Raw genomic sequence first — 11,626 nt, 5'->3', positions numbered from 1 at the left:
CGCGTTTTAATTTCGTCATTTTTTCACCCAAATTTGTATGCAAAGAGCATAACATTTCTTTCTTAATGGGTGGCCAAATTAACTATGCCACTACATACATATACTGATCTGGGCTATGGACAGTTGAAGTCATATTAATCCCTTAATATTATATTTATTTACCATACTACTCCTAATCAAATTTCTTGGAAAGAGTTCAGTTTGTTTCACATCAACGATGTGTGACTTTTGAAAATGTTTTGACAGGGAACTTCTATCGATAAGGATGAAGTAAGCGGGAATTTAACTGACTAGATTTAGCTATCCAAGTGATACGATTTGAATCATCTAATCAGTTTAATTGTAAAATTACAATATAAATCATGTTGTTATTAGTCCGAGTTGCTCAAGTTATGAACCTTAAAAATTTCACTAGATGCCATATTTACAAATTACCTTTTTATTATTATTATTATGTAGATTGTGCTGGCTCGATTGCGCATTAGTTTAAAAGCACTCTGAAATTCGAGTAATTTAGAATCTTATTGAATATTTAAAAATCATTTTTTAACTGTCTTTTCGTAATTAAACATGTCTAGTGCTGACTGCTTAGTTATGATAAGGATTAGTTATGTCAGAAATTTCTCGCACGTACTTTAAAAAAGTTGTTCGGTGTATTGGAGAAGCTTTAAAAAATAGAGCTGATTCAAGCTCTAGTGCATTGACCTTTAAATCAGCTAAGCGCTTCGGGCACGAAAAATTGTTGAAAACGCTCTCACGTACATTCCAATTTGGATCGTGGACAAATTGTGCTTCACATAAGCTCGAATATCAGCTTCCTGAGCTTTTTGATTTACGGCAATTTTCAGAAGAAATAAGTTCGTGTGTCGAAAACATACCAAACACCCCAGACTCTTTAGCTCTTGAGTTATTACACGAAGCCGCTATATCGAAACAAAATCAAAAAGTTAATGTTGATATAACGAAAGTCTACTTTATTCACCAAGAGCAAGTTTGTGGTTCTGAGAAATTGGGCAAAGTGGATTTCTATGAAAGTCTGCCAGATGATACCGATGGAGCTGAATTAATCGCTTGCTCAAAAATCTATGCACGTTTTAACACTTTTACTTCTGAACGTTTAAATCGATTGATTGCAGCATGTTTCACTTATCCAAATTTTCTTCATATTAGACTCAACAATATAAGCTATTTCTTCGGGATAAAGTCCAGTAAGAAAGATCTCAAATTATCGAATGCTCTAGAAGTTGCTACTCAGATAGAACTTGATGTTGGGAGTTTTTTTAAGTTATTGAACCTAAATAAAAAATACGGTTGCGATGGGAGGTTTGAGATTATACATACAGACTTTCTTGATGCTTCAATAAGTCATATCTTGCACTTCACCAATGCTTTCGACAGCGCAGCTATTCGGCCTGAGTTGAGGATTGAATTCAGCGATGATGCGATGGTGGTCAGTTCAGAGATACCTGCTAAAGCTTTTTCAGAATTTGATGACTCTAATATTGTTATTAACTCTATAAGAGTTGGTTATAAAAAGAATTTCTGCATGACAATTAAAGATGCAAATCATTTTGTCAGTGTCTTGCAGACATCAAAATCACAACATTTAAATCAAATACAGTTAAAGCCATTTTTGGACGATTTAGATGAGATATTACAATACCTCTTTATTTACTTATGCAGTAAGAAACTTTTTATTGATTTAGCTGTTATTGATGTCGTAGAGAGGGAAGCTGGCGGAAAGATCTTGCGAAAAAATAAAATTAAAACAAATGTAATGGGTTGGGTTTAATTATGAAGAGAGTATTCGTAGACATGGATGATGTGCTCTGTGACTACAGCGGAGCATATAAGAAAGCTCTGGAGCAATGTCCTGAGGTGCTTTACCCACAATCTCAGTTTGATTTTTTTCGTAAACTTGCCCCTATTGAAGGCGCTATACATGCCTTAAGAAATTTAGATTCTTCAACAAGAGCTGAGGTTTACATCTTAACAGCCCCAAGTATTAAAAACCCTGCGTGCTATACGGAAAAGAGAGTCTGGATTGAAGAACATCTGGGTTCTCGGTTTACAGAGAAACTGATTATAAGCCCCAATAAAGGATTATTCATTGGTGATGTTTTGATAGATGACCATATTTGTGGGGCTGGGCAAGAGAATTTCATGGGTAAATTAATGCAGTTCGGTAGTGAAAAATATCCCGACTGGTGTGTATTGAACGAGGAGCTGAACTTTATATTAAGAACAGAAATTGTCAAAAAAGAGGATTAATTTGGGGCAATTCTTGTTTTTATTTACAATTGAAGAAAGGAGTGTAAATAAACCTTATTCGCTCTTTGAGTTAGTTCGTGTTTTTATCAATCAAAACCAAGTGTTGATGTGTGACTCATTCACTCACTCACACACTTGTGTGTTTAAGACACGTAAACTACCCTTTTAATTCAAGACAAAATTTAGAATGTTGAAAAACTATTGAAGACCGCTACTTAGCGGTCTTTTTGTTTTATAGGGTTATTATACCAATCCGCAATAATACCTAATCATTTTGTGTGGCTAAACATGTTGCTACTTGCGTTAAAAATTTGTTATTTAGAATAGCTAAATACCAAAATGCTTGTCTTGTTATCGACAATGTTTTACTGCCTATAAATAGAACACTCAAGTAAGCGAATTGGTTTAAAAGTAGCGATTAGCTTACTTACGATTTTATATTTAAAGTTGATTAGCTACCTTGTACTTATGGCTTTTTTGAACAACACTTCAGTTATTAATATAACGTTTGGGTGAGCTATGTTTAAGGGGCGCTATTGGTTATCAAATCATTTAAAACCTGTATGTTTGGCCTTGCTTATTATCTTGCTGATTGGTTTTAATTTTATATTAAGTAATGCATTACATTTAAAAATATATAGAGCTGGGCACCAGCTTGTAAAGCAAGTGTATGAATTGCAATTAAATGCGCCATTAGATCAAAAAACTTTAGCTGTTTTAGTTAAAAGCAATGGATTTACGCTTTCAGCGGAGCCGTCTTCTGGGCATTTTAAAAACCTTGTAAAGCCAGAGCTTAAAGTGTTTTCGTATAAAACGTTAAATTTAGGCCTTTATCACCCTCCTGTCTGGATAATGGAAAGCTACCTCTTCATTTTACTCAACCTTATTGTTTTAGGAGCTGCAAGCTCGCTTTATCGCTGGGGAAACGCAGTTAATTTAAAACAATTGAAACAACTCAATAGTCAGCCTAAGGAGTTAAAATTACCAAGTGACACGTGCGATAGGGTAGATATAGTTAAAACCGTTAAAAGCGATGAACTAGGGTCGCTCTATGCAGCGGCTGAGCAGTATCATAGTTTATTTATTTTAGTGAGTTGGGATTGCGAGTTTGATAAAAATACTGACTTAGAAACAAGCTTTAAAGTATTAATACTTAAAAGCGTTCCTGAAATAAAAAAAATTGCTGTGAAAGTCATTAATCCTGAACAACTAACCATTACACTCTACAATGTGCCTATCGCTGAGCTTGATCGTTATACTGAACGTCTATACAAAATTATTTTTAATGTGTGTCAAAGCCATCAGAAAAATACGACTCGTAAACATGTTAAGTTAGGTGCATGTAACTTTCGCTTAGGTGCCGATCAATCCAAGGTATTGCAAATAGCAAAAGCGGCTTTAACGCTTTCTCAAAATAGTATGTTATTGCACCGTCATCGATTAGCACTGAGCAAAAGCCAAGAAGTGTTATTTTGTAATGAGCAGGTTATTAACAATATTAAAAAGAATAAGTTTATGCTTTCTTTTCAGCCTGTGTTCGATTTGATTAGTGGCGATATTATTCAGCATGAGGCATTAATAAGAGTAAGGCACGACATGCATGGTTTGCTGGCGGCTCAGTATTTTATTAATCAAGTTGAGAGTAAAAATGACGCGCTAATACTCGATAAAGCGGTGTTATCGCAAATACTCACTCTGGTAATGGCTGAAAAGTCACCATTAAGCGTTAGCATTAATATGCACCCTAACAATTGGCTTAACGAAGAGTTTTGGAGCTGGTTAAGCACACAAATGGGTAGGCTGAATTTAAGCTGCCAATTACAGTTTGAAATGAGTGAAGCTTTTTTTTGCAACAACAAAGATGCGTTAGCAAATACGTTAAATATAATAAAAAAACACAGATCTAATATTATTATTGATAATGTAAAAACGAGTGAAAACATTCCTCTGCTTATTCACTGTGAAGAGGTAATAGGCTTAAAGCTAAGTTACGATCTAGTGCACTTAGTCAATGAAAAATCGCATAATCAAAAATGCATCAAAAACATTGTTAATGCAGGAAAAATGTTAAACCTTCCTGTTTATGCGGTAGGAGTAGAAACTCAAAAAGAACTTATTATGCTTACACAACTAGGTGTCGCGGGCGCGCAAGGCTTTTATTTTTCGGAACCTTTACAAGAGCTAACTCAGGCTGTTTTTCATTGATGTACTTTAGCTTTTTAATTAAACCCTACGCATTGGGTGCTCGACTGAAAAAGTATGCTTAAATAAGTTTTCTGTACTTAAGCCCTTCTAATCCTTGTAAGCCGCCGGTATGAACTGCAATTATTTTACTGCCAAAAGGAAAGTAATCTTGCTCTATTAACTGCCACAGAGCGTACAGCATTTTACCACTATAAATAGGCTCTAGCGGTAGATTGTGTGTAGTGCTCATATGTTGGCAAAACGCCCATAACTCAGGAGTGAATTTACCATAGCCACCGCCATGAAAATCGCAAAGCAATTGCCAGTTAGTTTGTGACCTTGCTTTAGCGCTTAGCTTACGGACTTCCTCTATTAAATATTGTGCTTGCTTTAAAACTGCAATTCCTATTATTTGTGTTGTTACATTACTGCCCTCAATAAGGCCCGCAAGCGTTCCACCACTACCTGTAGGGCATACTAAGTAATCGTGTTTTGGCAAACTTTGTGCAAGCTCTGCGCAGCCTGGTATTGCATAGGTATTTGTGCCACCTTCAGCAAGAAAATACGCATTGGGGAATTTTGTTCTAAGGTCTGCGAGGTATTGCGCATCGTTTCGCAACTTATATTCAATACGGTTAACAACATGAAGCTGCATGCCACACTGCTGTGCAAATTGGATGGTTGGGTTGCTTTGATCTAAATTAGGCCCGCGAATAATCCCATGCGTTGTTAAACCAAACATTTTTCCCGCTGCAGCGCACGCATGTATATGATTTGAAAATGCGCCACCAAATGTAAGCAACTCGGTTTTATTCTGGGACTGCATTTGTATTAAATTATATTTTAGTTTTCGCCACTTATTCCCGTTTATTAAAGGGTGGAGCAGATCATCTCGCTTTACTAATAGCTCAATGCCTTTACCTTTTAACCACGGATCATCGATTTTTTGCGTAATAGTGGTTTCATTTATTTCGAAAGATGCAGGCATTTTTTCTCAATTAAAAGGATAAATAATAAAATACACGGCTAATTTTATAGCTTATAAATAGAAGGGGCTATACAAAATTACGATGGATTGTTTTGTGTAACAGTGCATTGATTAAATTTTGAGTAGCTAGATTGGTTAACATGTTTTAAAGTTAACCAATTGTAAAGGGAGTTTAGTTATGAAAAAACAATTTAAGAAAACAATACTTATAAAAAAACAGATTGGCTTTTCGTTACTGCAGCTAATAATTGTTATTGTCACTTTTGGCGCGTTAGCTGTTTATTTTGCCCCGCGCTTTTTAAACCTTCAAGGGGAAGCACACGCATCCATCCTTGAAACACTGCAAGTATCAATTCAAGCTGAAATAAGCGTTGTACATGGAAAAGCCATTATTAAAAACCTCCATAATAAAGCAAATGCCAGTATCGAGCTTGATTCAGGAAAAATGGTTGATATTGTTTATGGCTATCCTGCTGCAACTGAGGCCGCTTTTAGGGCGTTTTTAGATACTAAATTTGCAACTGAACACACTGGGGATTTTAATATTACGAATAGCCCACAAGCTGCTAAAGCTATTATTTACCCCAACAGTTATTCTGCAGTGGATAATTGCCGTATTGAATATGTTGAAGCTAAAAACAACACGAAACAAAATGTAATTACTGCGCCCGCTTTAAGCGTATTTATGTCTGAGTGTTAGTGCAAAAAATAAGTGTTTATAAGTTTGCTAGTTTATTTGATAACGTAATTTTTAATGGTTAACGGTTAAATAACGCAAATACGCTAGGTTTAATACAATGTGATACTCAACGGTGATGAATAACCTAAAATAAAATAGTTTCACTGTTAAGTGTAAGTTTATGAATTTAAGTAAGATCTAAGCCGTGTTTTACAATTTATTGGCTTTAGAGTAAATGATCAGGTTATTTACTAGCGTGAAACGGGCGAATAGTTGTAAACTAAGATAATAATTGAACAAAGCTTGTGTTTTGCGCTGCAAGTACATAGCATAAGACTTTAATTATAAAAAAATAATAACGACCAAATAATTGCCGCTTTTTGGGACTGGAATATATGCGAATTACTCCTTTATCTCTGTTAATTACAGCTAGTTTGTTAGCAAGTAGTGCATTTGCACAAGACACAGCTACCGTAACTGGAATTGAGTCAGAGATTAGTGTTAAACAGACAGAATACGATAACTCGACAAGAATACTTGATAAACATTTAAAAGAAGAAAGTCAGTTACAAAATCAATTAGAGCTACTTCGTTCTCGTTCAACTGAGCTAGACAAAGAAAAAAACCAAGCGCTCGACGCGATGAACGAAATGTATCGCCGTTTAATTGATGATCCATCAATAAACATTACAAGCGCTCAATCTCGCTATCAACAGGCGGTAGTTGATCACAAGCAAAATAAAGATGATATCTCTATGCAGTTGGCGGCAATTGCATCCCACCGAAAAGATATTGAGCAAATTAGAGTTGCTAAGCACACTTTACTAAATACTTTAGAAAGCCTGAAAGAGCAGTTAACAACGGCTCGTGTAGAGCGCTTGCGTAACGAGTTTACGCGTGAAGGTACGCTTGAGGTTAACCATACAATAAATTGTAAGCGCACAGAAACACTTGCGGCGTGTGAGCAACGTGGTCAGCAAATGGGGTTACAAAAAGCAACCAAACGCTTTGTAGACCAAATTTTTGCAAACTTAACAGAAGAACGCATCGTTGAACCAAAACGCAATTTAGCTGGTGCGCAAGTACAAATTTTAAGTAGCCATGTAGTGAGTAGTGCATTTAGCGGCCAAGGTAATTATAACGTTAACTTAAGCGTTTCAATGCGCGGTGAAGTTAATAGCAGCCGTTTATGTAACTTATTAAGTATAGATAACCGCTATTGTTCAGAATACGGTTCACCCCTTAATACCGCTTACCAGCCAACTTATGGCACAACGTATACGGATAGTCAGTTAACATTCAGCAATAGCGCGGATAATAACAGTGCAGTTTCGGTATCGCGCTTAAACAATAAGCCTGTACGCGATTATTCTGTTAAGCAGCCAGTACAATCTAAACCTGATTACACGGTTGTTGAACAAAAAAAAGATCAGTCGGTAGAGCTAACACTTCGCTCTAACGTTTACGACGATGAAGTGTTTATTAATGGTGTGAGCTTTGGTTCTACACGCTTAATTACGCGTTTACCAAAAGGTGTGCATGAAATTGAAATTCGTAAGTTAGGCTACAAGCCTTACCAAGCACGTGTAAACCTAAATAAAGCGCAAACAATTAATGCTAACTTAGTAAAAAAGCCTAAGTCGATTGCTGCACCGACCTATACTCGCGAGCAACCAGAAACACAAACACGTAGAGTAAGCGAAAATGTTAACGTTTTAAACGCAAATGTAGAAACACCTGTTGTGGTAATTCCTGCTGGCAAATTTAAAATGGGTGATATTAATGGTAACGGATTGGCTAATGAGCGCCCAGTTATTGAAAAAGCCATTGCTAACTCATTCGCTATGCAAAGCAAGGAAGTAACAGTAGGCGACTATGAAAAGTTTGTTGCTAATACAGCGTATAAAACAGAAGCAGAAATAAATAAAGGCTGTGCATATTATTTAAATGGCGAGCCTGTATGGGAAGCGGCTTTAAATTGGCGCAATCCTGGTTTTGAACAAGGCAGTGATTTTCCGGCTGTATGTTTAACTTACAACGATGCAAAAGCATATGCTGAGTGGTTATCGGGCCAGACAGGTCAGCAGTTTCGTTTACCTAGCGAAGTTGAATGGGAATATGCAGCTCGTGCAGGTACAGAAACTGAGTACCCTTGGGGTAACGAAATTGGTAAAAACTTAGCTAATTGTGGTTGGTGTGGTAGTGAATGGTCAAATAAGCGTGCTGCACCCGTGGGGTCTTTTTCTCCAAACGCGTTTGGACTTTACGATACGGTAGGTAACGTATGGGAATGGACCAATAAAAAATCAGGTCAATCGGATGTTGCCGTAAGAGGTGGAGCATGGAATTTTGCACCAAGTCTTGCGCGTGTATCAACACGACTAATCTTAGCGCCTGATTTTAGATCAAACTACATTGGTTTTCGCTTAGTTCGCGAGAGATAAACTTTATAAGGAAGCATTGCTTCCTTTTTTAACAAATTCACAAAGGCGCCACACTTTATATTGCTCATCAAAATAGGCATGTTAAAGTGAGGCAGCTAATATAAGAACGTATTTCAAAGGTCATCCAGCCTCATGTTTAAAAAACTCCGTGGTATTTTTTCTAACGATCTATCGATCGACTTGGGTACAGCCAATACCCTAATTTATGTAAAAGAAGAAGGTATTGTTCTAAACGAACCTTCAGTTGTTGCTATCCGTCAAGAGCGTGCTGGTGGCCCTAAAAGTGTTGCATCGGTAGGTACCGAAGCAAAACAAATGCTAGGTCGTACGCCGGGTAATATTAAAGCAATCCGCCCAATGAAAGACGGCGTAATTGCTGACTTTTATGTAACAGAAAAAATGTTACAACACTTTATCAAGCAAGTGCATAACAATAACTTTATGCGCCCAAGTCCGCGCGTACTTATTTGTGTTCCATGCGGTGCAACGCAAGTAGAAAAACGTGCAATCCGCGAATCGGCAATGGGCGCTGGCGCCCGTGAAGTTTACCTAATTGAAGAACCAATGGCTGCGGCAATTGGTGCAGGTTTACCAGTATCAGAAGCAACAGGCTCTATGGTTGTTGATATTGGTGGTGGTACAACTGAAGTCGCCATTATTTCACTAAATGGTGTGGTTTACTCATCATCAGTACGTATTGGTGGCGATAAATTTGACGAAGCGATTATTAACTATGTGCGCCGTAATTTTGGTAGCTTAATTGGTGAAGCAACCGCTGAAAATATTAAGCACCAAATTGGGTCTGCGTTTAAAACAGACGAGCCAATTGAAATTGAAGTACGTGGCCGTAATCTAGCTGAAGGTGTTCCACGTTCATTTACGCTTAACTCACACGAAATTTTAGAAGCCCTTCAAGAGCCACTAATGGGAATTGTAAGCGCAGTGATGGTTGCCCTTGAACAGTCGCCACCAGAGCTTGCGTCAGATATTTCTGCACACGGTATGGTACTTACTGGCGGTGGTGCACTATTAAAAGATTTAGATCGTTTACTAATGGAAGAAACAGGTATCCCTGTTGTTGTAGCCGATGACCCACTAACGTGTGTAGCACGTGGCGGCGGTAAAGCATTAGAAATGATTGATGTTCACGGTGGTGACGTTTTTAGTTACGACTAATGAAATTAATGTTTGGGCGCACTGTCTCTTTGCAACTGCGACTTTTTGTCGCAGTGCTTTTGAGTATCGTACTCATAGCTGGAGACCGTTACACAGAAGGTGGAACCGTTGTGCGCACCAGTTTAAATACGTTGGTTAGCCCGCTTATTTATGTTGCCAACTTACCTTATGAGTTATTTAGCATTGGCGCTAAAAGCTTACACACTCGCGATCAACTTCTCACTGAAAATGAAGCACTGAAAAAAAAGCAAATGCTACAAAGTGAGCAGTTGCAACAGTATCAGTTTTTAGCCAGAGAAAACCAAAAGTTGCGCGCATTACTTGGCTCATCAGCAAAACAATCTAACCGTAAAATTATTGCGCAAGTACTTTCCGTTCACTCAAACCCCTACAGTCATCAAGTTGTTATTAACCGTGGCACCACCGACGGCCTTAGTGAAGGCCAAGCTGTAATAGATGAAATGGGAGTGGTAGGGCAGCTGACAAAAGTAGGCTCCACTACATCGCGCGTACTACTGATGACCGACACAACTCATGCAACACCGGTGCGTATACTTAGAAACGACGTGCGAACCGTCGTTGAAGGCATTGGTAAAATTAATGTAGTTAAGCTTTCGCATGTGCCTCATAGTTTAGATGTACGTATTGGTGATGTATTGGTGACTTCTGGGTTAGGTGGCACATTTCCTGAGGGGTATCCGGTGGCGATAGTCACAGAAATTAACCGCGATGAAGGCCGCCCATTTGCACAAGTATTTGCAGAGCCAATCGCGCTGCTCGACCGAATTCGCTTGTTGGTTATTTTATGGCGCAACCAACAGGAGCAAATAAACGATGATTAACCGTTATTCATTGTTAATTGCGCTGAGCATATTTTTTGCCTTAATAATGGCGCTAATGCCGCTGCCATTCTCGTTTGAACCATTCAGACCGGATTGGGTCTTATTAGTACTTATGTATTGGTCATTAGCCGTGCCACATCGGTTAAATATTGGTACTGCTTGGGTCGTAGGTTTACTCATTGATTTAGCGTCAGGCTCACCTTTAGGTGTTAACTCGCTGACATTTTCGGTGTGTATATTTATTACCGCAAGCAACTTTCAAAAAATTCGTAACTTCTCGCTTTGGCAGCAAAGTTTGTTAATTGGTTTGTTTTTAACGCTTTATCATTTAATGCAGTTTTGGCTAAACCATTTTTTGCTTGGTGTTTACTTTAACCCACAATATTTATGGCCAGTATTTACTGGCATGGTAAGTTGGTTTTGGGTGTTTTTATTACTTCGTAAGTACCGCAGACATTTTAGGATCAGATAATGAATACTGCCGTATATCTGGCATCAGCTTCTCCTCGTCGAAAAGAGCTACTTGCCCAATTGGGTATTGAATTTTCTCAATTTAGTGTTGATGCAGACGAAAGTCAGCTTCCCAATGAACTCCCTCATGATTACGTAGAGCGTTTAGCACGCCTTAAAGCGCGTTCAGGTGTTGAACTTGGTTACACAGACCGGCCAGTGCTTGGTAGTGATACGGTTGTTGTTATTGGTAATGAATCATTATGTAAGCCATGCGATGAAGCCGATTTTACTCATACACTAAAGCGCTTGTCTGGAAATACACATCAGGTACTAACTGCGATTGCTTTTGCAACCAAAGATAAAGTACTTAGCCAAGTTGTCAGTACCGACGTCACATTTAAAAAACTGAGCGATGAAGAGATCAAAGCCTATTGGCAAAGTGGTGAGCCACAAGATAAAGCGGGTGGTTATGGCATTCAGGGGCTAGGTGGTCGCTTTGTTACACATATTTCAGGTAGCTATTTTAGTGTTGTCGGCTTACCTTTATATGAGACTGAACAATTATTACACGCATTTTTGAGAGGGTAGC

General features: G+C 38.1%; 10 protein-coding genes. 9 read left to right on the top strand and 1 reads right to left on the bottom strand.

Annotation, left to right across the window (positions count from 1 at the left end):
• Positions 1-610: 610 nt before the first annotated feature.
• The 3 genes from ATS71_RS09825 (at position 611) to ATS71_RS09815 (ending at position 4,476) form a co-directional block, all read left to right on the top strand.
• Positions 611-1,792: a hypothetical protein gene (locus ATS71_RS09825; RefSeq protein WP_058404666.1), complete on the top strand. Its 1,182-nt coding sequence runs from the start codon at positions 611-613 to the stop codon at positions 1,790-1,792.
• A gap of 23 nt (positions 1,793-1,815) precedes the next feature.
• Positions 1,816-2,271 (top strand): 5' nucleotidase, NT5C type, encoded by a 456-nt coding sequence (locus tag ATS71_RS09820; protein WP_201020865.1) that lies wholly within the window; start codon positions 1,816-1,818, stop codon positions 2,269-2,271.
• A 519-nt stretch (positions 2,272-2,790) separates the two neighbouring features.
• Positions 2,791-4,476: an EAL domain-containing protein gene (locus ATS71_RS09815; protein WP_235591463.1), complete on the top strand. Its 1,686-nt coding sequence runs from the start codon at positions 2,791-2,793 to the stop codon at positions 4,474-4,476.
• A 58-nt stretch (positions 4,477-4,534) separates the two neighbouring features.
• On the opposite strand, the gene ATS71_RS09810 is transcribed toward ATS71_RS09815, so the two are convergent.
• Positions 4,535-5,443 (bottom strand): 1-aminocyclopropane-1-carboxylate deaminase/D-cysteine desulfhydrase, encoded by a 909-nt coding sequence (locus tag ATS71_RS09810; protein ID WP_058404664.1) that lies wholly within the window; start codon positions 5,441-5,443, stop codon positions 4,535-4,537.
• A gap of 178 nt (positions 5,444-5,621) precedes the next feature.
• On the opposite strand from ATS71_RS09810, the gene ATS71_RS09805 reads away from it, so the two are divergent.
• The 6 genes from ATS71_RS09805 (at position 5,622) to ATS71_RS09780 (ending at position 11,625) form a co-directional block, all read left to right on the top strand.
• Entirely contained in the window at positions 5,622-6,143 is a 522-nt protein-coding gene (locus ATS71_RS09805) for a type II secretion system protein (protein ID WP_058404663.1), read from the top strand.
• Positions 6,144-6,517: 374 nt separating this feature from the next.
• Positions 6,518-8,566: a formylglycine-generating enzyme family protein gene (locus ATS71_RS09800; protein WP_058404662.1), complete on the top strand. Its 2,049-nt coding sequence runs from the start codon at positions 6,518-6,520 to the stop codon at positions 8,564-8,566.
• Between the two features lie 132 nt (positions 8,567-8,698).
• Positions 8,699-9,742 (top strand): rod shape-determining protein, encoded by a 1,044-nt coding sequence (locus ATS71_RS09795; protein ID WP_002958401.1) that lies wholly within the window; start codon positions 8,699-8,701, stop codon positions 9,740-9,742.
• Positions 9,742-10,584, top strand: a complete 843-nt coding sequence (gene mreC, locus ATS71_RS09790) for a rod shape-determining protein MreC (protein ID WP_171034610.1) — start codon at positions 9,742-9,744, stop codon at positions 10,582-10,584. The genes ATS71_RS09795 and mreC overlap by 1 nt, the downstream gene beginning before the upstream one ends.
• Complete coding sequence (mreD, locus tag ATS71_RS09785) at positions 10,577-11,056, top strand: rod shape-determining protein MreD (RefSeq protein WP_010555554.1); 480 nt, start codon at positions 10,577-10,579, stop codon at positions 11,054-11,056. Before mreC ends, mreD begins: the two co-directional genes overlap by 8 nt.
• Positions 11,056-11,625 (top strand): Maf family protein, encoded by a 570-nt coding sequence (locus ATS71_RS09780; RefSeq protein WP_058404661.1) that lies wholly within the window; start codon positions 11,056-11,058, stop codon positions 11,623-11,625. The genes mreD and ATS71_RS09780 overlap by 1 nt, the downstream gene beginning before the upstream one ends.
• Position 11,626 lies beyond the last annotated feature (1 nt).

The organism is Pseudoalteromonas sp. H71 (assembly GCF_001468485.1).
Lineage (GTDB): Bacteria > Pseudomonadota > Gammaproteobacteria > Enterobacterales > Alteromonadaceae > Pseudoalteromonas.
This window is presented reverse-complemented; position numbering and strand designations above follow the sequence as displayed.

Bases quoted from the DNA above. Each gene is read 5' to 3' on its own strand.
- ATS71_RS09825 (WP_058404666.1), top strand. From the start codon at position 611: ATGTCAGAAATTTCTCGCACGTACTTTAAAAAAGTTGTTCGGTGTATT.
- ATS71_RS09820 (WP_201020865.1), top strand. From the start codon at position 1,816: ATGGATGATGTGCTCTGTGACTACAGCGGAGCATATAAGAAAGCTCTG.
- ATS71_RS09815 (WP_235591463.1), top strand. From the start codon at position 2,791: ATGTTTAAGGGGCGCTATTGGTTATCAAATCATTTAAAACCTGTATGT.
- ATS71_RS09810 (WP_058404664.1), bottom strand. From the start codon at position 5,443: ATGCCTGCATCTTTCGAAATAAATGAAACCACTATTACGCAAAAAATC.
- ATS71_RS09805 (WP_058404663.1), top strand. From the start codon at position 5,622: ATGAAAAAACAATTTAAGAAAACAATACTTATAAAAAAACAGATTGGC.
- ATS71_RS09800 (WP_058404662.1), top strand. From the start codon at position 6,518: ATGCGAATTACTCCTTTATCTCTGTTAATTACAGCTAGTTTGTTAGCA.
- ATS71_RS09795 (WP_002958401.1), top strand. From the start codon at position 8,699: ATGTTTAAAAAACTCCGTGGTATTTTTTCTAACGATCTATCGATCGAC.
- mreC (WP_171034610.1), top strand. From the start codon at position 9,742: ATGAAATTAATGTTTGGGCGCACTGTCTCTTTGCAACTGCGACTTTTT.
- mreD (WP_010555554.1), top strand. From the start codon at position 10,577: ATGATTAACCGTTATTCATTGTTAATTGCGCTGAGCATATTTTTTGCC.
- ATS71_RS09780 (WP_058404661.1), top strand. From the start codon at position 11,056: ATGAATACTGCCGTATATCTGGCATCAGCTTCTCCTCGTCGAAAAGAG.